Origin of the sequence: Patiriisocius marinus (genome assembly GCF_008974325.1) — a bacterium.
Lineage (GTDB): Bacteria > Bacteroidota > Bacteroidia > Flavobacteriales > Flavobacteriaceae > Patiriisocius > Patiriisocius marinus.
Genome location: NZ_BKCG01000001.1, coordinates 21,617 through 42,912 on the forward strand (window position 1 = coordinate 21,617; position 21,296 = coordinate 42,912).

General features: G+C 34.5%; 19 protein-coding genes. 9 read left to right on the forward strand and 10 right to left on the reverse strand.

What is annotated here, in order from left to right; translation table 11 throughout:
- Positions 1–24: 24 nt before the first annotated feature.
- Positions 25–1,467, reverse strand: coding sequence for a M20/M25/M40 family metallo-hydrolase (locus GBH57_RS00120; RefSeq protein WP_151672021.1), 1,443 nt, complete (start codon positions 1,465–1,467; stop codon positions 25–27).
- Between the two features lie 129 nt (positions 1,468–1,596).
- Here GBH57_RS00120 and GBH57_RS00125 point away from each other — a divergent pair, with 129 nt between their 5' ends.
- A complete protein-coding gene (locus GBH57_RS00125) occupies positions 1,597–2,148 on the forward strand; it encodes a sigma-70 family RNA polymerase sigma factor (protein WP_151672022.1) in 552 nt (183 codons plus the stop codon).
- Between the two features lie 2 nt (positions 2,149–2,150).
- Positions 2,151–2,396, forward strand: coding sequence for a glycine dehydrogenase (locus GBH57_RS00130; RefSeq protein WP_151672023.1), 246 nt, complete (start codon positions 2,151–2,153; stop codon positions 2,394–2,396).
- Here the strand turns inward: GBH57_RS00130 and GBH57_RS00135 are convergent.
- Positions 2,370–3,194, reverse strand: coding sequence for a UbiA prenyltransferase family protein (locus GBH57_RS00135; RefSeq protein ID WP_151672024.1), 825 nt, complete (start codon positions 3,192–3,194; stop codon positions 2,370–2,372). The genes GBH57_RS00130 and GBH57_RS00135 overlap by 27 nt on opposite strands.
- 356 nt (positions 3,195–3,550) lie before the next feature.
- Between GBH57_RS00135 and gcvP the strand changes: the two genes are divergently transcribed.
- The 7 genes from gcvP (at position 3,551) to GBH57_RS00170 (ending at position 11,724) form a co-directional block, all read left to right on the forward strand.
- Positions 3,551–6,400 (forward strand): aminomethyl-transferring glycine dehydrogenase, encoded by a 2,850-nt coding sequence (gcvP, locus tag GBH57_RS00140; RefSeq protein ID WP_151672025.1) that lies wholly within the window; start codon positions 3,551–3,553, stop codon positions 6,398–6,400.
- A 161-nt stretch (positions 6,401–6,561) separates the two neighbouring features.
- Positions 6,562–7,623, forward strand: coding sequence for a 3-oxoacyl-ACP synthase III family protein (locus tag GBH57_RS00145; RefSeq protein ID WP_151672026.1), 1,062 nt, complete (start codon positions 6,562–6,564; stop codon positions 7,621–7,623).
- A gap of 2 nt (positions 7,624–7,625) precedes the next feature.
- Positions 7,626–8,147 (forward strand): class I SAM-dependent methyltransferase, encoded by a 522-nt coding sequence (locus tag GBH57_RS00150; RefSeq protein ID WP_151672027.1) that lies wholly within the window; start codon positions 7,626–7,628, stop codon positions 8,145–8,147.
- Positions 8,144–8,992: a glycosyltransferase family 2 protein gene (locus GBH57_RS00155; protein ID WP_151672028.1), complete on the forward strand. Its 849-nt coding sequence runs from the start codon at positions 8,144–8,146 to the stop codon at positions 8,990–8,992. Before GBH57_RS00150 ends, GBH57_RS00155 begins: the two co-directional genes overlap by 4 nt.
- A gap of 63 nt (positions 8,993–9,055) precedes the next feature.
- Positions 9,056–10,165 carry an alkaline phosphatase gene (locus GBH57_RS00160; RefSeq protein ID WP_151672029.1) on the forward strand — a complete coding sequence of 370 codons (1,110 nt, stop codon included), beginning with the start codon at positions 9,056–9,058 and terminating at the stop codon, positions 10,163–10,165.
- Positions 10,166–10,228: 63 nt separating this feature from the next.
- Positions 10,229–10,966, forward strand: a complete 738-nt coding sequence (locus GBH57_RS00165; protein ID WP_151672030.1) for an MlaE family ABC transporter permease — start codon at positions 10,229–10,231, stop codon at positions 10,964–10,966.
- Positions 10,966–11,724: an ABC transporter ATP-binding protein gene (locus GBH57_RS00170; RefSeq protein ID WP_151672031.1), complete on the forward strand. Its 759-nt coding sequence runs from the start codon at positions 10,966–10,968 to the stop codon at positions 11,722–11,724. Before GBH57_RS00165 ends, GBH57_RS00170 begins: the two co-directional genes overlap by 1 nt.
- A gap of 18 nt (positions 11,725–11,742) precedes the next feature.
- Here GBH57_RS00170 and GBH57_RS00175 read toward each other — a convergent pair whose 3' ends face one another.
- From GBH57_RS00175 to porV, 8 genes are all read right to left on the reverse strand, one after another.
- A complete protein-coding gene (locus GBH57_RS00175; protein ID WP_151672032.1) occupies positions 11,743–13,182 on the reverse strand; it encodes a DUF389 domain-containing protein in 1,440 nt (479 codons plus the stop codon).
- Between the two features lie 2 nt (positions 13,183–13,184).
- A complete protein-coding gene (locus GBH57_RS00180) occupies positions 13,185–14,264 on the reverse strand; it encodes a mannose-1-phosphate guanylyltransferase (RefSeq protein WP_151672033.1) in 1,080 nt (359 codons plus the stop codon).
- A 149-nt stretch (positions 14,265–14,413) separates the two neighbouring features.
- Positions 14,414–15,010 (reverse strand): SprT-like domain-containing protein, encoded by a 597-nt coding sequence (locus GBH57_RS00185; RefSeq protein ID WP_151672034.1) that lies wholly within the window; start codon positions 15,008–15,010, stop codon positions 14,414–14,416.
- 959 nt (positions 15,011–15,969) lie between these two features.
- The gene (locus tag GBH57_RS00190) at positions 15,970–16,653 is read right to left on the reverse strand and encodes an SDR family NAD(P)-dependent oxidoreductase (protein WP_151672035.1); all 684 of its coding nucleotides are present in this window, start codon (positions 16,651–16,653) and stop codon (positions 15,970–15,972) included.
- 58 nt (positions 16,654–16,711) lie between these two features.
- Positions 16,712–18,331 (reverse strand): pyruvate dehydrogenase complex dihydrolipoamide acetyltransferase, encoded by a 1,620-nt coding sequence (locus GBH57_RS00195; protein ID WP_151672036.1) that lies wholly within the window; start codon positions 18,329–18,331, stop codon positions 16,712–16,714.
- Positions 18,332–18,334: 3 nt separating this feature from the next.
- Complete coding sequence (gene pdhA / locus GBH57_RS00200; RefSeq protein ID WP_151672037.1) at positions 18,335–19,333, reverse strand: pyruvate dehydrogenase (acetyl-transferring) E1 component subunit alpha; 999 nt, start codon at positions 19,331–19,333, stop codon at positions 18,335–18,337.
- 144 nt (positions 19,334–19,477) lie between these two features.
- Positions 19,478–19,969, reverse strand: coding sequence for a cytidine deaminase (gene cdd / locus GBH57_RS00205; protein ID WP_151672038.1), 492 nt, complete (start codon positions 19,967–19,969; stop codon positions 19,478–19,480).
- 134 nt (positions 19,970–20,103) lie between these two features.
- A complete protein-coding gene (gene porV / locus GBH57_RS00210) occupies positions 20,104–21,267 on the reverse strand; it encodes a type IX secretion system outer membrane channel protein PorV (protein ID WP_151672039.1) in 1,164 nt (387 codons plus the stop codon).
- Positions 21,268–21,296: the final 29 nt, after the last annotated feature.

Below are 21,296 nucleotides of genomic sequence, written 5' to 3' on the forward strand. Positions count from 1 at the left end.
TTTATAAGCAGTATGTTTTGAAAATTATTTAACAACAACTTTCTTAGACACCATACCTTTTCCTTCCGTTACGAAAGATAAAATATACAATCCTTGAGATAAACTAGTGGTTGAAATTATCCCTTGATTAGAAGTAACATCCTCTTGAAAAATTTTATTTCCTAAAGCATCATATAAAATTACTTGATTGAAATCTTGATTTGATTTATCTAGTGTATAATTAAGAATCCCTCTAGTTGTAGTAACGCTTACCGTACTAGCCAAAACGTCGTTTAATCCTAAAATAACACTCTTAGAAGCTTCAATTAAAAATTCAACACAAAGCTTTGCAAATTTAGTTGCGTGATCTGCAGTTCCTGAAACACTAAAAGTGTCATTAGGGGTATGTATTGCTCCATTGTGATCGCCAAAATTAGCCTCAAAAGGAAAAGATGCCATATACCCTTCAGCAGTCCAACTAGCGTGATCTGAACATCCGTAGTTACAAACTGATGTACCATAAGTAACAGCGTGTGGTCCACTTGCATTATAATGATCTAACAAACTCATTAAATAATTATTTAAAGTCGCATTAGTAAAGTCCGTTACAAATGAGATATCGTTTGCAGAACCATTAAAGTTTGTCATATCAAATTGAACAACTGCTCCTACATCAACACCATTACTACTATAGTCTTCTGCAATTTCTGCAGAACCAACTAACCCAATTTCTTCAGCAGCATATGCCATAACTTCAATAGTACGTTGTGGCACATACCCTATTTCAAAAAGACTTCTAACAGATTCTGTTATAGTAGCTATTCCTGAAGCATCATCATCTGCTCCAGGTGCATTTGTTTGTGCTTGTGATGAAGTCGAATCTAAATGCCCACCTACTATTACATACTCATCAGGAAAATCTGCTCCTTCAATTGTCATTATTACAGAAGGCATATTCGTATTGTTATGATCGAATAATCGAACACTAACATCGGTTCTTCCAAAAGAAGCTGCAAGAGCCTCCCATTTTACTTTCAAATCTTCAGCTGCTTGTGATCCACTAGTAGTTGAATGATGACGTGTACCATAAGCTTCAAGCTCTAAAATATGATCTTCTATTCTTGATGTATTAATTACCCCTAAAGCTTCAGCTACAATTGCATCTTCTGTAATTGTAAAGTCTATTACTGATCGAACTGTATTTGGCTCTTTATTTAAACTTTGTAAAACCGCAGCTTCAGAAGCTTTATAAACATAACCAGGGCCGTGAACTAAAACTCTATCGTGAAGTTTATGCGCTGCTAATTGAGACATATAAACAGCCGCTTCATTTCCTTTTTTTGCTAAAATTGAAACTTCGTTTGGAAAGTCGTTTGATAATTCTTCAGCATCTTGAACAGCCATTTTAGCATAAAAACGTTCAGAATTCATCTCTTGTGATTGCGCTACTGTGACAGTAAGAACAAACAATAATAATAATTTTTTCATCTCTTTTTTTCACGAAAATACAAATTTAGATGCTAGTAACTTCTACATTCAGTTTTTAGAAATCAGTACTTTACATTATTATAAAAAATGTAACTGTTAAAAAAACTTTAGCTATTTTTGAATTTGCTTATGTCAAAACACGTAATTAACACTAATGAATGGGTAGATCGCTATAGCGATTATCTCTACAATTACACGATAGTTCGTGTAAATGATCACGAAGTAACGCAGGATTTAATTTCTGAAACATTCTTGGCAGGACTTAAATCTGCTGAAAATTTCAAAGGAGAAGCTAGTGAAAGAACTTGGCTAATTTCAATTTTGAAACGAAAAATCATTGATCATTACCGAAAGACAAATAGCAAAAAAGGAAAAGCAGAAGTTAGAATGAACTATTCAGATGAAGATTCTGAAGGTGATTGGCTTGAAGAAAGAGTGAGTGATCCCTTTGATAAAACTGCTGAAGAGACTATGGAAAATGAAGAATTAGGGATGGCTATCCACAATTGTCTAGACACATTGAACATTAAGCAGGCTACCATTTTTAAAATGAAAACCATAGATAATTTTGATACCGAAGCAATTTGTAATGAATTTGATATAACGCCGTCTAACCTATGGGTAATTATCCACAGAGCAAGAACTGCTATGGCTAATTGTCTAGAAAAAAATTGGTTATAGAAATGAGTATCTTTTTAAAATGCGAAGAAGCAAATCACACCTGTGATAAAAATCAATACAAGGAAGCTAGCTTTCTTGAAATGATAAAATTAAACATTCACGTTATTTTTTGTAGAGCCTGTCGAGAATATTCGGCACGAAATGCAAAGCTTACAAAATTTATTAAGCGTAATAAAGTAAAAACTATGTCATCACAAGACAAAGAATCTTTAAAGCAGCGCTTAGAAAAGGAAATGGCTAAACAATAATAGTATAGCTACATAGAAAATCGGAATACTTTCAACCCAAAAGGCTGCAAAGTATTCCGATTGTTTTTTCTTAGAAATAAGGATTACAAATCCTAAAACTACACATGTGATACTCAATGCAGAAATATGCTTGGCTGAAATCACATCTTTAAAACCTTCTAATAGTATGGTGAAAACTATTAGCCCTATCCCAAATATTTTAGTCTTATTAATTCCCCATTGCTGCGGCATTGTACCTAATGCTAATTCATCAAATTTCAAATCTCTAATTTCAAAAGGAATCATTAACGCAAGTACAAGTACTATTCGTTGTGTAAATGTTAACCAAACATCTGTATCAAAAGGAACTCCATTCTCAAGTGAAGGCAATACACAAGTAACACCAGCCCATACAATTGCAACTATAACAACTTTTATTCCTGCTAAAGTTCGTAAACTAGTCTTCCTAAACAATGGGACAGCATAGAAAAAAGTAAGCGCACTTAAAGCAACCCCACCCACTATCGTTTTAAAATCTATGTGGAACAAACAATACAGAAATAAACAAAAGCTTACAAAAGAGAATGCCTGTATTGCCTGTAATGAATTTGTCAAACTTCTATGGTGCAATCCAGCAGCTTTAGCATATTTAACAAAATTGTATCCAGAAATTGTCGCAAAAAAAACAAGACCGTAAAAGTAAATACTTAAACTAGAATTAAACTCAAGAGACCACACTTTTACAAAACTTGTAACAGCAAGCGCCACATGGATACTTGACTTTATATAAAAATCTACTATATTTTTTATAATTCGCACTTCGTAAAATTAGTTATTACAAATGAAGTAGTAACATTATAATCAATTCGTTTAGCATAAAAGCGATATCAAAATAAGTCCATTCCTCGCAAAAGCCAACAATAGATACTAGTTCGCTCCTATTCACATTAATAGTTGGTACTTGACAAAAATGGATTACTCTTTCAGTGTTGTTAGTAACCTCGTATTTCGGTTGAAAAGTTATGATTTTAGTTCGTTAAAACGCGGTTCAATTAATTCAAATAAGTTGTATTTTTGAAACCCGTTTAAAAAGGTGGTTTTTATTTAAAATTTCCGAAGTAAAACGACTATAACAATACGTTTAATTAACTGTATCTCCACATAGAAAAAGTACTATGAATACTGACTCATTTGCTCTTAGACATATAGGACCTCGTAGAAAGGACCTTGACAAAATGCTCAAAACCGTGGGTGTTGAAACTATTGATCAACTCATTTTTGAAACTATCCCCGATGATATCCGTCTTGAAAAAGATATAAAACTTGACACTGCAATGAGTGAACAAGAGTATCTTGAACACATTACGGAGTTATCTTCTAAAAACCAAGTTTTTAAAACATATATAGGTTTAGGATATCATCAATCGATAACACCCCCTGTTATACAAAGAAATATTCTTGAAAATCCAGGTTGGTATACCGCATACACTCCTTATCAAGCCGAAATAGCACAAGGTAGACTTGAAGCACTATTAAATTACCAAACAATGGTAACGGACTTAACAGGAATGGAACTTGCAAATGCTTCACTACTTGATGAAAGTACTGCTGCTGCTGAAGCAATGGCACTGTTATTTGCTGTAAGAGAAAGAGAACAAAAGAAAAACAACGCAAACAAGTTTTTTGTTAGCGAGGAAATTTTACCACAAACTTTATCATTATTAGAAACTCGCTCTACACCTATTGGTGTTGAATTGGTTATTGGTAATCATGAAGATTTTGATTTTTCAGAGGAATTTTTTGGAGCTATCCTTCAATATCCAGGAAAAAGCGGAAAAGTTCACGACTATAAATCGTTTGTAGCAAAAGCAAATGACCACCAAATTAAAGTAGCAGTAGCAGCAGATATTCTTAGCTTAGTAAAGCTAGAAGCACCAGGGAATTTTGGAGTTGATGTTGTTGTTGGAACTACACAGCGTTTTGGAATTCCACTTGGTTACGGTGGACCACACGCAGCTTACTTTGCTACTAAAGAAGCTTACAAACGTAATATCCCAGGACGTATTATTGGTGTAACTAAAGATACTAATGGCAATCGTGCTTTGCGTATGGCGCTTCAAACTAGAGAGCAACATATTAAAAGAGACAAAGCGACAAGTAATATTTGTACTGCTCAAGTTTTACTAGCGGTAATGGCAGGTATGTATGGTGTTTATCACGGACCAAACGGTTTAGAATATATCGCTTCTAAAGTACATAACCACGCAGCTACATTAGCAGATGCATTAGAAAAATTAGGATTATATCAAGCTAATGAAACATACTTCGATACAATCGCTATAAAAACAGATGCCACTAAAATTAAGTTTTTATCTGAAGCAAAAGAAATTAACTTTTACTACCCAGATGACGAAACGGTTGCTATTTCTATTAACGAAACAACAACACTTAAAGACCTTAACAAAATTGTAGCTCTCTTTGCTGAAGCTACAAATAAAGATTCTTTTAAAATTACAGATATTAAAGAAGGAACTGGAATTCCAGAAAGTATAGCAAGACATAGTGCTTTTTTAACTAATGATGTCTTTAACAGCTACCACAGTGAAACGGAGCTAATGCGTTACATCAAGCGCTTAGAACGTAAAGACCTTGCGTTAAATCATTCTATGATTTCTTTAGGTAGCTGTACAATGAAACTTAATGCAGCTGCAGAAATGCTTCCATTGAGTGACCCTATGTGGGGTAATATGCACCCATTTGTCCCAACAGAACAAGCAGGTGGATACCAATTTATGCTTAAAAAATTAGAAGAGCAATTAACTGAAATCACTGGTTTTGCAGGAACTTCATTACAACCTAACAGTGGTGCTCAAGGTGAGTATGCAGGACTCATGGTTATTAGAGCTTACCACGAATCTCGTGGAGATACTCATAGAAACATCTGCTTAATTCCATCTTCTGCTCACGGAACAAATCCTGCAAGTGCTGTTATGGCAGGAATGAAGGTAGTTGTTACTAAAGCTACTGAAGAAGGAAATATTGATGTTGATGATCTAAGAGCAAAAGCTGAAGAACACAAAGACAATCTTGCTGCATTGATGGTAACATACCCATCAACACACGGAGTTTATGAAAGTGCAATTAAAGAAATTACAAGCTTGATTCACGATAATGGTGGTCAAGTATATATGGATGGTGCAAATATGAACGCACAAGTAGCCCTAACTAATCCAGGAGCCATTGGCGCAGATGTTTGTCACTTAAACTTACACAAAACCTTTGCTATTCCTCACGGAGGAGGTGGACCCGGTGTAGGCCCAATATGTGTAGCAAAACAATTAGTCCCATTTTTACCAACTAACCCAGTAATTGAAACTGGTGGTGACCACGCTATTACCGCTATCTCAGGAGCACCTTGGGGAAGCGCATTAGCCTGTTTAATTAGCTATGCTTACATATGCATGTTAGGAGAAAATGGACTAAAAAAATCGACTCAGTATGCTATTTTAAATGCAAACTATATTAAAGAGCGCTTAAAAGGATCTTACGAAGTATTATATGCTGGAGAAAGAGGTCGCGCAGCTCACGAAATGATTATTGACTGTCGTCCATTTAAAGCAAACGGAATCGAAGTAGTTGATATCGCTAAGCGTTTAATGGATTATGGATTCCATGCACCTACAGTTTCATTCCCAGTTGCAGGAACTATGATGATTGAACCTACCGAAAGCGAAAGTGTTGAAGAACTTGATCGTTTTTGTGAAGCTATGATTTCTATTAGAAAAGAAATTGATGCCTCAAATAAAGATGAAGCAAACAACTTATTAAAAAACGCACCACATACACAAGCAATGCTCACAGCAGACACTTGGGAGTTCCCTTACACAAGGCAACAAGCTGCATTTCCATTAGAATATGTAAGCGACAATAAATTTTGGCCAAGTGTTAGACGTGTTGACGATGCATACGGTGACCGAAACTTAATCTGTACTTGCGCACCAATCGAAGCTTACATGGAGGCATAGCCGAAATGTTATTTTTCCAAATCCTCATTTTAAGCCGTTTAAAATGAGGATTTTCGATTTATTCGGATAAATATTATCAATATCTAAAAGTGAATACATTTCACTAGTTTTTAAGACGGTTAAACAACTGTTTTAAGTAATTTAGCCAAAAACCAAGTACTATGAGTGTTACCATCACTGGCATAGGAAGCTATATCCCCCAAGGTGTTGCTGCCAATAAAGATTTTAAAAACCACGATTTTCGTAATCAAGACGGATCAAAATTTGGTCAAGAAAACGACGTGATTATTGAAAAATTCAAAGCTATTACTGGTATTGAGGAACGTCGTTACATTAAAGACGAACTTACAACTAGCAGTATTGCAGCAATTGCAGCACAAAATGCAATTGACAATGCTGGAATTGATATTGAAACTATAGATTATATTATTGTAGCACATAACTATGGCGATATAAAACACGGTGATTTACAAAGTGACACTGTACCTAGTTTAGCTTCAAGAGTAAAACACTTATTACGTATTAAAAATCCTTATTGCGTTGCTTACGACATGCTTTTTGGTTGCCCTGGATGGGTTGAATCTATGATACAAGCCAATGCTTTTATCAAAGCAGGAATGGCTAAAAAATGTTTAGTGATTGGCGCTGAAGCACTATCAAGAGTTGTTGATCCTCATGATAGAGATTCAATGATTTACAGTGACGGAGCTGGAGCAGCAGTCGTTGAAAAAAGTGAAGAAGAAAACACTGGAATTATAACTCATAAAAGTGCCACTTATACTTATGATGAAGCACACTTTATTTACTTTGGAGAAAGTAATAATCAAGAAATAACTGATCGCCGTAAATACATTAAAATGTACGGCCGTAAAATTTACAACTTTGCATTAACCAATGTATCTGAAGCAATGAAGGCCTGTTTTGACGAGAGCGGTTATGATATTAAGGACTTAAAGAAAGTACTTATACATCAAGCAAACGAAAAAATGGATGAGGCTATCCTTAAACGTTTTTACGAACTATATTCTATGGAAATGCCTGATGGTATTATGCCAATGACTATTGACAAATTAGGTAACTCGAGCGTAGCAACAGTACCTACCCTATTCGATTTAATAATGAAAGGGCGATTACCTGGACACGAAATAAACAAAGGAGACATTATAATGTTTGCTAGTGTTGGAGCAGGAATGAACATTAATGCAATGGTTTATAAAGTATAAAGATGTACGAAGGTAAATACCCGAAAAAAAGATATAAAATTACCAAAGCATTTTTAGAAAAGCATGCAACCACAGATGATCGTATTTTAGATTTAGGGATTCCAAATCCATTTTCTGAAATATTAAAATCTGAAGGATATAACATTTCAAACACCAAAGGTGAAGATTTAGACCTTACCACAGATGCAGTAACTACAGAAGAGTTTGATGTAGTTACAGCCTTTGAAATCTTTGAACATTTAGTGTCCCCTTTCAATGTATTGAACGACATTAAAACTAATAAACTAATAGCATCAATCCCATTAAAACTTTGGTTCGCTTCAGCTTATAGAAGTAAAACAGATGAATGGGATAGACATTATCACGAATTTGAAGATTGGCAATTTGATTGGCTTTTGGAAAAGTCTGGGTGGCGTATAAAAGACAGTGTTAAGTTTACAAATCCAGTTAAGAAAATTGGTTTTAGACCAATTCTTCGTAGATTCACTCCTCGATATTATCTTATATATGCAGAGAGAGTTTGAAAATTTGTATCATCATACCCGTACATAACGAAGAAGTATACCTCCCACAAATGCTTGATTCAATAGTTGCACAAACTATAAAGCCCAATCAAGTACTTATCGTGAATGATAACTCAACTGATGGAAGCCAAGAAATAATTGATGGCTATTCTTCAAATCATTCATTTATTACATCGATTCATAATATTTCAGAAGACACACACATTCCTGGAGCTAAAATAATCAACGCCTTTTATAAGGGTTTTGAAACTATAACTGAAGATTTTGATTTAATAGGAAAATTTGATGCCGACCTTATTTTACCAAATGATTATTTTGAAAAGATCATCGCACTTTTTAAAGAGGATGAAAAAGTAGGAATCGCTGGTGGTAATCTATACATCAAAGAAAATGATACTTGGGTTTTTGAAGCTATTTCAGAAAAAACAAAAGTAAGAGGTCCTATAAAACTCTATCGAAAAGCCTGTTTTGAGCAAATAGGCGGTTTAAAAAAATCTATTGGCTGGGATACCGTTGATGGAATGCTTGCACAATTTCACGGTTGGATTATTTCTACTGACACAACTGCGCACGTAAAGCACTTAAAATCTACAGGAGAAAAATATATTAAAACAGCACTTTTTAAACAAGGAGAAGCTTTTTATAAAATGCGCTATTCTAAAAATTTAGCTCGTATTGCTGCACTCAAATTAGCAATAGCAAAGAATGATTTTTCGGCATATTTTAACTGCATGCGAGGATTTGATAACGCTAAAAAAACTTCTTTAAAACGCATTGTCACTAAAGAAGAAGGTGATTTTATAAACAAAACACGCTGGCAAGGAATTAAAAAGAAAATACTATAACGAAGCGTTAACACATAGCACTATAAATAATTGTAATTTTGATTTTTAATAAACCGAAATCTGATGCGATTAAAAATTTATCACGTTTTAGCCTTAGCTCTAGTTTTTAGCACATTAAGCTGTAAAGTTTCTACAGAAGCTACAACAACTCCTAATTCAGAAGTTTCTGAAACCAATCAAGATAAACCTTTAAACATTATTCTTCTTATTGGTGATGGAATGGGATTAAGTGAAGTTTCAGCGAGCTATTATTACAACGAAAACAAACCTAATTTTGATAGGTTTGAAACAATAGGCTTAATTAAAACAAGTGCAGCAAGCCATCTTATCACAGATAGTGCAGCAAGTGCAACAGCATACGCTACGGGTGTTTCTACTTACAATGGAGCAATTAGTGTAGACCAAGATACAGTTGCCATAAAAACAATTGTAGAGCATTTAATACCTCGTAACATAAGTACAGGACTCATATCAACATCGTCAGTGGTTCACGCAACTCCCGCTAGTTTTTATGCACACGTTAAAAAACGCAGAATGTACGACGATATCGCTGCCGCTCTACCTACTTCAAACATCGACTTTATAGCTGGAGGTGGTGATGATTTTTTTGACAACAGAAACGACAAAAGAAAATTATACAATGAACTTGTAGAAAATGGTTACGAAGTTCACACAAAACAACTCCCAACAACAGTTGGAGACAAAAAACAAGCTATCATTCTTGCTCCTGATGGAATGCCAAAAATGATTGAAGGACGAGGAGATTATCTGCCAAACGCTACTAAACTAGCTCTTGAAAAACTTTCAAAAAACCCTAACGGTTTTTTTTTAATGGTAGAAGGATCTCAAATTGATTGGGGTGGACATAACAACGAAGCTGATTATCTAATTAGTGAACTAATCGATTTTGACAATACAATTGGTGTTGCTTTAGATTTTGCTAAAAACAATTCAAACACGTTAGTTATTGTTACTGCAGACCACGAAACAGGTGGATTTACATTATCTGCAGATGGAAAAGACTATAACAAAATTAAACCTACGTTTTCTACAAGTGGACATTCTGGAACATTAGTACCCGTTTTTGCAAAAGGCCCTGGAGAAAATAACTTTAATGGAATTTTTAAAAACACAGAGCTATTTAACAAAATGCTACAGTTGTTTGATAAATAAAATACATTAAAAGTAGCTTAACAAACGTACCGCAATAATTTAGTACCTTCGTAGTACAACCATATGGGATATTTAGAGGACATAGGAACTTATTTTTTAATGCTTAAACGCACTTTTAGCAGTTTCACTAAAGGATCGGTTTTAAGAGAACTTATATTTAAAGAGATAGATGATCTAATCATTGGATCTCTAGGTATCGTAGGTTTTATAGGTTTTTTTGTTGGTGGTGTAATTACATTACAAACAGCATTAAACTTAACAAATCCATTAATACCTAAAACACTTATTGGTTTTGCAACAAGACAGTCTATAATGCTAGAGTTTGCCCCTACATTTATTTCCATAATTATGGCAGGAAAAGTAGGGTCATTTATAACATCAAGCATAGGATCAATGAGGGTAACCGAACAAATTGACGCCCTTGAAGTAATGGGAATTAACTCATTAAATTATTTAGTATTTCCGAAGATAATCGCTATGCTTATGTTCCCCTTCTTAATAGCCATTGCTATGTTTTTAGGAATGACCGGAGGACTTTTAGCAGGTGTTTATGGAGGTTTTGTATCTATGGACGAGTTTGTAATGGGACTACAACAAGATTTTATTCCATTCCACTTAGCATATGCATTTATTAAAACATTCATTTTTGCCTTTATACTAGCAACCGTACCATCGTGGCATGGATATTATATGAAAGGTGGTGCACTTGAAGTAGGAAAAGCGAGCACAAAAAGTTTTGTTTGGACCAGTGTACTTATCATACTTGCTAATTATATTATCACCCAAATGCTTTTAAGTTAATGATAGAAGTTGAAAACATAAAAAAACGCTTTGGCGATCAAGAAGTACTTAAAGGTATATCAACCATTTTTGAGAAAGGAAAAACCAACTTAATTATTGGACAAAGTGGTAGTGGTAAATCTGTAATGTTAAAATGCCTAATTGGCTTATTTAAGCCCGAAGGAGGACGTATTTTATTTGACGGCAAATCAATCCAAGACATGAACGATGAGCAACAGAGAGTGCTCCGTGAAGAAATTGGGATGCTTTTTCAAGGTGGCGCATTATTCGACTCTATGACTATCGAAGAAAATGTAATGTTTCCGCTTCGAATGTTTACAAACCAGAAAAAAAGCGAGATGATTGATCGCGTTAACGAGGTGTTAAGCAGAGTGAATCTAGAAGGAAATAACAAAAAATTTCCAGCCGAAATATCTGGCGGAATGCAAAAGCGAGTTTCAATAGCACGCGCTATCGTTAACAGACCTAAATACCTATTTTGTGATGAACCTAACTCAGGTTTAGATCCAAAAACAGCAACAGTAATTGACAATCTGATTCAAGAAATTACACACGAGTTTGATATTACTACCGTAGTGGTAACACACGATATGAACTCCGTCATGGAAATAGGCGAACGCATCAACTTTTTGAAAAATGGATTATTAGTTTGGAAAGGAACCCAAGAGGATATTTTCAAAACCGACAATAAAGATGTAACAGACTTCGTGTACTCTTCAGATTTATTTAAAAAAATACGCGCTGTTCAAAATAAATAAGCTGTCAACTACTTTCTTTTACTTAGACATTTCTACAACTAGAAGGGTATCTAGCTTCATACGTATTTTTAAAATTTCAGAAATTTTAGCTGCGTTTACAGCTCTGTCTTTAGACTTAACAGCTTTATTCCAAGAAATATTAAAAACAGGAATAGTATCAATTTTAGAAAAGTCAGTATTGATTCTTCTTGAAAAACCAAATGTTTCTAACCCCTCGTAAGTAATTTTCATTTCTTTACTCACCTCTTCAAACGGCACCGTTTCTTTTACACTAAGTCGTGCAACTTCATCCTCTAAAAAAGTAATACGCTCATCTTTATCCCTAATACGCTGCTCATTATTCACATACAACTCGCTTAAAATATCAGCTTTTAAACTCCCAGAAATACGCTCAGTCAACTCATCACTTTGATCAGTACCTTGATACACTCTTAAATCTACATCACCCAATTGGTCTGTTTCATGTAATTTTTTAATCCAAACTGAAATTTCATCTTGAGGCACAGGGCGACCAATCAAGTATATTTCAATCATTTTAGACTCATAATTTTGAGTAAACTTTACAACTTCAGCACCTTCATATTTTATTTGTGTATCTACAAACTCTTCAGCTTTATTGGTGAAAACTTCTTGATCTAACAATTTAATAAACAAATAAATACTTGGCACAATAACAATCAACGCTACTAATGACGCAATACGAGCAGTATTTTTTCTACGCTGACTATTTGCATATCTAACAAGTGGGAAACGTAAAATTTTTGCTACAATAAATGTTGCTAAGGCTATAAAAACAGCGTTAATTGAAAACAAATATAAGGCTCCACCAGCATAACTAAAATTGCCTACAGCAAGCCCATAACCTACAGTACATAAAGGTGGCATTAATGCAGTTGCAATTGCAACACCAAAAATAACACTCGCTATAGTCCCGCTTTTTGTCTTTGCTACAATCAATCCTAATCCACCAAAAATAGCAACCAAAACATCTAATACTGTTGGATAAGTTCTAGCTACTAACTCAGCCGTCTCCTTTGTAAGTGGTGATACTGAAAAATAAAAAAAAGCTGTCATTACACTTAAAACTACCATTACGCCTAAATTAATAAACGAACGTTTCATGGTATCAACATCATTAATCGCCACTGATAATCCAATACCCACAATTGGGCCCATTAATGGAGAAATAAGCATCGCTCCAATAACAACAGCAGCACTACTTACATTTAGCCCAATAGAGGCAACAAAGATGGAAAATATCAAAATCCAAGCGGTATGCCCCTTGAAAGATATATCTTTTTTTACAGCCTCGATGGTGGCATCTCTATCTGTATCACTTTGGATATCGAAAAGTTCTATAAAAAAACTTTTAACACTCTCCCAAGCAGATAATTTCATATGTTCAAACTTCTCGTCCTGAGGAGTTGAAGGATTATCTTGTATATCGTTATTATCCATTCTTAATTATATTTTTCACCAAAGCGAGCTTTGATATCTTGGACTAATTTTTTAATATCTTGTTCTTTAGACTTCGGAAATAGTAATAACGTATCTTCTTTATCAACTATAATATAATCACTTATTCCATCTACAACAATCAGCTTTTCTGTTTCCGAAAAAACCATATTTCCAGTTGCATCATTAAAAAATGGCTTGGCACGAACAACAGCATTTTCACTATCTGAAGTAGTTAGTTTATCGTGTAAAGCTCCCCAAGTTCCAAGATCATTCCAATCAAAAGTCGCTTTTTTAACGAATACATTTGTTGCTTTTTCCATAATTCCGAAATCTATAGAAATATTTTCGGCAAGTTCATAATTTGTTTCGACAAAGGCCTTTTCAGTATCTGTGTTGTACACAGGAACCCCTTCTGAAAACAATGCGTGCATTACCGGTAAATGTGTTTCAAACGCTTTTAAAATGCTTTTTACACTCCAGATAAAAATACCTGCATTCCACATAAAATTCCCTGCTTCTACAAAAGTCTTCGCTGTATCGTAATCTGGTTTTTCTCTAAATTGTTTTACTGGCGCAATGGGTGATGCACTTAAATTTTCGGCTTCAATATATCCATATCCTGTATTAGGAAATGTAGGCACAATACCTAATGTCATTAAAATATCGTCCCTTTGAGCTGCATCAAAACAAGCTTGTACATCTGCCATAAAAGCATCTTCATCTTCAATCCAATGATCACTAGGCGCTACGAGCATTAAGGCATCAGGATTCATTTTTTTTATTTTCATTGCAGCAAGTGCAATGCAAGGCGATGTATTTCGCATTGCTGGTTCTAACACAACTTGGCTAGCCGTAATTTCAGGTAATTGTTCGAGAGTAAGATCTAAATAACGTTCGTTTGTTAATATCAGAATCTGTTCTTGAGGGATGAGCTTACTTAATCTTGAAAATGTTTGCTGTAATAAGGATTTCCCAGTCCCTAACATATCGTGAAATTGTTTGGGAAAATCTGCTGTGCTCACAGGCCAAAAACGTGACCCTATTCCTCCTGCCATTATTACTGCGTAGTAGTTTGTGCTCATAATATTTATTATTAAAGTACTTCTTTTAGTAAACCGAAATAGTAATATCGTTATAGATTTTGCTATTAATTTAAAGATACAATATATTTAAAATTTTGCTTTAAAAATAAAAGCGAACCATCAAGATTTATACCCTGTGATAAACCGAATTATTTAAGAAACTCAACTTCGGCATTTGGGTTAAAAAGATACACTCTTCCTGTTGCCACTTCAACACATTCGTATCGTTTTACACGCCTATTCCCTCGCTTAAATATTTTACCATTGTACAATCTAAACAATCCACCATCTGGAATTTCAAAGATATAATTTTTATCATTTGGCGGGTCAAATTGCTTTAATGCTAAAGATAAACGCGCATCAGTATCACTTGATGCCTTTGGGTTTTTAAAATGAAGTGCAATTAAAGGAAGTAAGTGTGACGGAAATATTGCAGGATTAATAAATGGCAACATTAATTGCTGAAATGTGAATTTCCATTCTTTGCCGTGCGGTTTTATAGTACGCCCGAACTTTTGAAATGCCACTAAATGGGCTATTTCGTGAATTAAAGTAATAAAAAAGCGGTATTTATTTAAGCTAGCGTTTACTGTAATTTGGTGCTGCCCATTAGACATTTTACGATAATCACCGTGCCTAGTTACACGCTCATTAACAATTTTTAAATGAACATTGTTCGTTTTTATAAGCTCAAACGCAGGAATTACTGAAGCTGAAGGAATGTATTTTTCTAGAGTTTTATCCACAAAAGCTAATATAGTTTTTAAATTAAAAAAAGTCTAAGAAACACTTGATAATTCATATTTTTTTTTTTCAATTTTGAGTAATTATTAACTAACAAACAATTTTATTATTAAAATTTATTATTAATTGTATTTTATCAATAGGATTATATTCTGAAACTAACCTTTCTCTAAGCAATCAATACAGCAATACAATTTTTGCATCACCAACACAACAGTTAAATAATGGATCTAATATTGAACCTCTAAAAAGACTATCATTACAACTAAGGTATTCGTATTTTAATTTACTAGAATTAACTCATTTAAACTTAACACTAGACTATAACAAACGGTTTAATAACTTTGTATCTGAACTATCTATTGACCCTAATGAAACGTCTACAACAAAAATTTTACGAAACCTGAGTACTAACAATGTTTCCTTTAATACTGGAATTGACATCTACGCTCCTTTTATTAAATCAAATGTTAAACTTAATAGTAATGTAGGCTTTGAGTCTTACAACAACTCATTGAACAATGCAGTTATACGCAATGTAAATTCTTATTCAAATAATAATAGCTTAACTATTAAGTCTGGATTTTTTGGAATTTTTAATTTTGAAAATACAATTACTAATACCAATTTAAAATTCAAAGCAATAAATAATTCTGAAATTTATGGTATAACTAACAATCTTCATTTATACATTAAGCCGAAGGACAGAATAAAATTAGGTGCTACTCTTGAAAATTATCATCCCGATTTAAATAGTAGTAGTAACTTTTATTTTTTAGATTTCGATCTATCCTATACTTCAATATCCAAAAAATTCACATATTCAATCATCTCTAAAAACATTACATCTCAAAATGCGATAATAGAAAACAATTTGATAAACGACATTTTGGAAAGTAATAGATCATACACTATAAACAACCCATTCTTATTGTTTAAAATTGAATTTTCTCTATGATAATTATGGCGTTGAACTAGAAACTTCTAACACTTTTCCATTATAAAATTTATTCCCATTTACTGAAAAGTCCATTATATATCTTGCCATTTCTTTAGCTGTAAGCGGCGCTTTATAACCTGGGAAAGCTTCTTCTAGCATTTCGGTTTGTACTGAACCAAGGGCCAATACATTAAAGCTAGGACCAGTTTCTTTATATTCTTCGGCAAGGACTTCGGTAAGTGTAATTATCGCTCCTTTACTACTGCTATAAGCGGCAAGTCCTGCAAATTTTGCACTTCCTCTAACACCACCCATACTGCTAATATTCACCACATGACCATCCTTTTTCATAAATGGCAACATAGCCTGTGTTAGCATTGCAGCGCCAAATACATTTACTTCATAACTGGTTTTAAAATCGTCATATTTCAGCTTTGCAAAAGGCTTAGAAATTAAATAACCTGAGTTATTAATTACTATATCTACATGATTCCAAGTTTCTTTTACAAACTTAGCTGCTCTTTTAATATCGCCAGGTTCAGTAATATCACAAGAAAAACAATGACAGTTAGTTATATCCATCCCAGAGACAGGTGCTGCGTCTCTAGATAGCGCAAGCACATTATGCCCTGCGTTAGTTAATAAGGCTACTAATTGATAGCCTATACCTCTACTTGTTCCTGTTACTACGATGTTTTTCTTCATGTGTATGTATAAAAAAACCTCTCAAGATTTTTACATCCAGAGAGGTTTATAGTGTTTGTTAAACAAACATTGTTACTGGATTCTCAATATAATTTCGCAAGGTCTGCAAGAATTTTGCACCCGTTGCTCCATCAACTGTTCTATGGTCACAAGCTAATGTTACCGTCATAATATTCCCCACTGCAAGTGCTCCATTTTTAACCACTGGTTTTTGAATGATCGCTCCTACTGATAGGATAGCAGAATTAGGTGCGTTGATGATAGAAGTAAACTCCTTAATACCAAACATCCCTAAATTACTTACTGTAAATGTACTTCCTTCCATTTCAGCAGGGGTTATTTTTTTATTTCTAGCTTTACCTGCAAGTTCTTTTACATTTGCCCCTATTTGAGAAAAAGTCATTTGATCTGCAAATTTTAATACAGGAACTAACAAACCTTCATCAACTGCAACTGCAACACCTACGTGAATGTGGTTTGCAATTTTAGTAACTCCGTCCGTCCATTGACTATTTACTTGCGGGTGCTTCCTAAGCGCCATTGCACAAGCTTTTACAATCATATCATTATAACTTATTTTAACGTCTGGATCGCTATTTATCGCAGCACGTGAAGTGATTGCGCTATCCATATCTAACTCAATTGTTAAATAATAATGTGGTGCAGAGAATTTAGATTCACCCAATCGCTTAGCAATTGTCTTACGCATTTGCGAGTTTTTCACTTCTTCAAAACTTTCAACACCTACAGGAGTATATGCTTGCGCACCACCAGCTGATGGTTGATAGTTTTCAATATCGCTTTTTACTATACGTCCATTTTCTCCAGTTCCTTGAACTTGATTTAATGATATACCTTTATCCTCTGCCATTTTTTTAGCTAATGGAGAAGCAAAAATACGTTGATCAGAATTTGGTTTTGAAGCAATTTTAGTACTAGGGGTACTTTTTACTTCTTGTTTTTTAGGCTCTTCCTTTTTAACTGGAGTTTCGGTTTTTTTAGGCGCTTCTTTTTTCGCAGGAGTATTTCCACTAATACCTGAAACATCAGTTCCCTCAGGTCCAATAATTGCAAGTAACGCGTCTACTTTAGCAGTTTCACCTTCATGGATTCCTATTTTTAATAAAGTTCCAGTATGGAATGATTCAAATTCCATAGTAGCTTTATCTGTTTCTATTTCAGCTAAAATATCGCCTTCTTCTACAGCATCACCTTCTTTCTTTAACCAAGTTGCTACAGTACCTTCTTCCATCGTATCACTTAAACGTGGCATTGTAATAATGGTAACACCATCAGGAAGACTATTTGAAGTTTTATCATCGTTACTTGTATCTGAATCTTCTGTCGCTTCATCTGAACTTTCTGAAGATTCATTTTCATTAGAATCATTTTTATCTTTAGCGCTTCCATCAGTATTTAGCAAACTAGAAATGTCTTCTCCTTCTTCACCAATTATCGCAAGAAGTGCATCTACATTAGCAGTTTCACCTTCTTGAATACCAATATGAAGTAATGTTCCTTCGTGGAAGGATTCAAACTCCATAGTGGCTTTATCTGTTTCTATTTCAGCTAAAATATCACCTTCAGCTACAGTATCGCCTACATTTTTTAACCAAGATGCTACGGTTCCTTCTTCCATCGTGTCGCTTAATCGCGGCATTGTAATAACTGTTGCCATGGCTTATAATTTATGTGGTAAAAATGGATAATTATCTTGATCGTACACAACGTCATACATAACACTTTTGTCTGGATAAGGAGACTCCTCTGCAAATTTTTCACATTCAGACACAAGATCTTTAACTCTTTTGTTCACCTCTTTAATTTCTGCTTCAGTAGCCCATTTCTTATCATAGATTTGGTGAAGTACGTAATCAATAGGATCTTCTTCTTGCTTTTTAGCAACTTCTTCTTTGGTACGATAGTGCTGTGCATCACTCATAGAGTGTCCACGGTATCTATATGTTCTAATTTCAAGAAAAGTGGGACCTTCTCCACGTCTAGCACGCTCCATAGCCTCATCCATCTCTTTTGCAACAACCTCTGGCTTCATACCGTCAACTGGTTTACAAGGCATCTCATACCCTAAACCTAATTTCCATATATCAGTATGGTTTGCAGCTCTTTCTACAGATGTACCCATTGCATAACCATTATTTTCACAACAAAATACAACCGGTAATTTCCACAACATTGCCATGTTAAAAGTTTCGTGAAGTGAACCTTGTCTTACTGCACCATCCCCCATATAACATAAAGTAACTGCGTTATTCCCTTGGTATTTATCACCAAACGCAAGTCCTGCACCTAGAGGAATTTGCCCCCCTACAATACCATGACCTCCATAAAAACGATGTTCCTTTGAAAATATGTGCATAGAACCTCCCAAACCTTGAGATGTACCTGTTGCCTTACCATAAAGTTCGGCCATTACTTTTTTAGGATCTACACCCATACCTATAGGTTGTACGTGATTACGATACGCTGTAATCATTTTATCCTTTGTTAGGTCCATTGCGTGCAAAGCTCCAGCGAGTACTGCCTCTTGACCGTTGTATAAATGCAGGAATCCACGAACTTTTTGGTTGATGTAAACCTGTGCTAATTTGTCTTCGAACTTACGCCAAAACAGCATGTTCTCATACCAGTCAAGGTATGTTTTTTTGGTGATTTTTTTCATTGTAATGTTGCTATAAATTATGCTTTTTCAAAAAAGCACGAATAACAAAAATAGCAATTAATTAGCGAGAAAAAAACCTTTAAAATCTAATTATTAAAAGATTGATTTAGATAAGATTACTCATTTTTTAAAAAGTAATTAAATCTATTTTGATTGTAAAAAAGTACTATCAAAGATAAGAGGAAGCAAATCTTTTATAGAAGCCGCCTTAACAACACTCCCCTTTTCACCCATAAAATACACCACCATAGGAGTGCCTTGATTAACCTCATATTCTGCTAAAGCTTGACGACAAGAGCCACAAGGTGGCGTAGGTGTATCAACTACGTGGTTTAGCGACCTCACTGTCAACGCAATAACATTAATTGCCACTCCTGGATACGTTGCACCTGCATAAAATACAGCTACACGCTCTGCGCATAAGCCAGAAGGATATGCTGCATTTTCTTGATTATTACCCAATACAACTTCTCCATTCTGCAATTTCATTGCGGCTCCTACTCTAAAAGAAGAATAAGGCGCATACGCTTTTTCACGTGCTTCCTGAGCTTGTTGCATTAGCTCCTGAACATCTTGTGGCAATTCGCTAACCGAATCATATACCTCAAGGACTGTTTCAATAGTAAGTTTTTTCAAATGCTTATAATTTTAGCTGAAATTTTAATACTTCTAAATACGTTTCGAAAAGTAGTCTAATCTACCTTAAATAACAAATTCCAAATTCAAGAGCGAATCTCAAATTTGGAATTTAATATTACAACTAGTATTTATTAATACTCATCGTACTCATCACCAAAGTTAAACGTTAACCCAAAACGAAGTGTTCCTTCTAATGGACTAACAACAGCTGAAGTTGAGAATAAATAAGATAAATCAATACCTATAGACGTGTATTTAAAACCTGCTCCTAAAGAAGCAAACTTACGTGATCCCTTTTCGTCACTTTCATTGAAGTAACCAGCTCTAAAAGCAAATGCATCTGAATAGGTATACTCAGCTCCTAATGCCCAAGTAAATTCCTTAAGTTCCTCACTTAAACCATCTGGCGCATCACCAAAAGAAGAAAAGATACCACTTACAAAACTCTCATTGTAGTAATCATCTTGACTATTAATTGTCCCATCGTCATTAGAATCACTTGGAGTTGGCACTAATAGTTTATTCACTTCAAGACCTACAGAAACTCTATTATATTCATCAAGAATAAAATCAAATCCACCACCTAACGCCATGTTTGTAGGCAGGTTGTTTTCTTGACCTGTTTCGTCATATTTTAACTTAGGTCCAATGTTAGAAAAGTTGAAACCCAATCTCCATCTTCCATCAAAGCTATCATAAGCAATTTCTTCACTCTGGTAGTAACCAGCGATATCAACCGCAAATGTATTAGCTGCATTGGCATCAGCATTTGAAGTTTGTAATTTCAAATCACTTCTAATATAACGACCTGCAACTGCCATAGAAAAACGCTCGCTTAGTCTTAAGGAATAAGAAAGGTCAAACAACAATTCGTTTGGCTTAACATATAATGGCACTTGATCTGCAGTTTCACGCAATTCAATTTCACCATTACTGAAATATCTAAAAGATGCACCTACTGCACTTCTTTCATTAATTCTGTTATAATAAACGATATTCCCTAAAAATATATCATTTACTAATTGGCTTAAATAAGGGGTATAAGTAACACCAACACCTTGCTTAGAAATTGCAAAAGCATATTTAGCTGGGTTCCATTGCTGAGCAAATGCATCAGATGAAGTCCAAACTCCCATATCCGCCATACCAGCAGATCTAGCATCGGCTGCTATTAACATAAAAGGTACACCTGTTGTTATAACACGTTGATCGATGTTAGAGTTAGGATCAGGATCTTGTGCGAAACCTTTAATTGAAATAAGACAAATAAAAATGAGTAAAAGTAATTTGTTCATGAGGTTTATTATTTTTAGCAAATATAATT

Coding starts and splice junctions, on each gene's coding strand:
- GBH57_RS00120 (WP_151672021.1), bottom strand. CDS start 1,467: ATGAAAAAATTATTATTATTGTTTGTTCTTACTGTCACAGTAGCGCAA.
- GBH57_RS00125 (WP_151672022.1), top strand. CDS start 1,597: ATGTCAAAACACGTAATTAACACTAATGAATGGGTAGATCGCTATAGC.
- GBH57_RS00130 (WP_151672023.1), top strand. CDS start 2,151: ATGAGTATCTTTTTAAAATGCGAAGAAGCAAATCACACCTGTGATAAA.
- gcvP (WP_151672025.1), top strand. CDS start 3,551: ATGAATACTGACTCATTTGCTCTTAGACATATAGGACCTCGTAGAAAG.
- GBH57_RS00145 (WP_151672026.1), top strand. CDS start 6,562: ATGAGTGTTACCATCACTGGCATAGGAAGCTATATCCCCCAAGGTGTT.
- GBH57_RS00150 (WP_151672027.1), top strand. CDS start 7,626: ATGTACGAAGGTAAATACCCGAAAAAAAGATATAAAATTACCAAAGCA.
- GBH57_RS00160 (WP_151672029.1), top strand. CDS start 9,056: ATGCGATTAAAAATTTATCACGTTTTAGCCTTAGCTCTAGTTTTTAGC.
- GBH57_RS00165 (WP_151672030.1), top strand. CDS start 10,229: ATGGGATATTTAGAGGACATAGGAACTTATTTTTTAATGCTTAAACGC.
- GBH57_RS00170 (WP_151672031.1), top strand. CDS start 10,966: ATGATAGAAGTTGAAAACATAAAAAAACGCTTTGGCGATCAAGAAGTA.
- GBH57_RS00175 (WP_151672032.1), bottom strand. CDS start 13,182: ATGGATAATAACGATATACAAGATAATCCTTCAACTCCTCAGGACGAG.
- GBH57_RS00180 (WP_151672033.1), bottom strand. CDS start 14,264: ATGAGCACAAACTACTACGCAGTAATAATGGCAGGAGGAATAGGGTCA.
- GBH57_RS00190 (WP_151672035.1), bottom strand. CDS start 16,653: ATGAAGAAAAACATCGTAGTAACAGGAACAAGTAGAGGTATAGGCTAT.
- GBH57_RS00195 (WP_151672036.1), bottom strand. CDS start 18,331: ATGGCAACAGTTATTACAATGCCGCGATTAAGCGACACGATGGAAGAA.
- pdhA (WP_151672037.1), bottom strand. CDS start 19,333: ATGAAAAAAATCACCAAAAAAACATACCTTGACTGGTATGAGAACATG.
- porV (WP_151672039.1), bottom strand. CDS start 21,267: ATGAACAAATTACTTTTACTCATTTTTATTTGTCTTATTTCAATTAAA.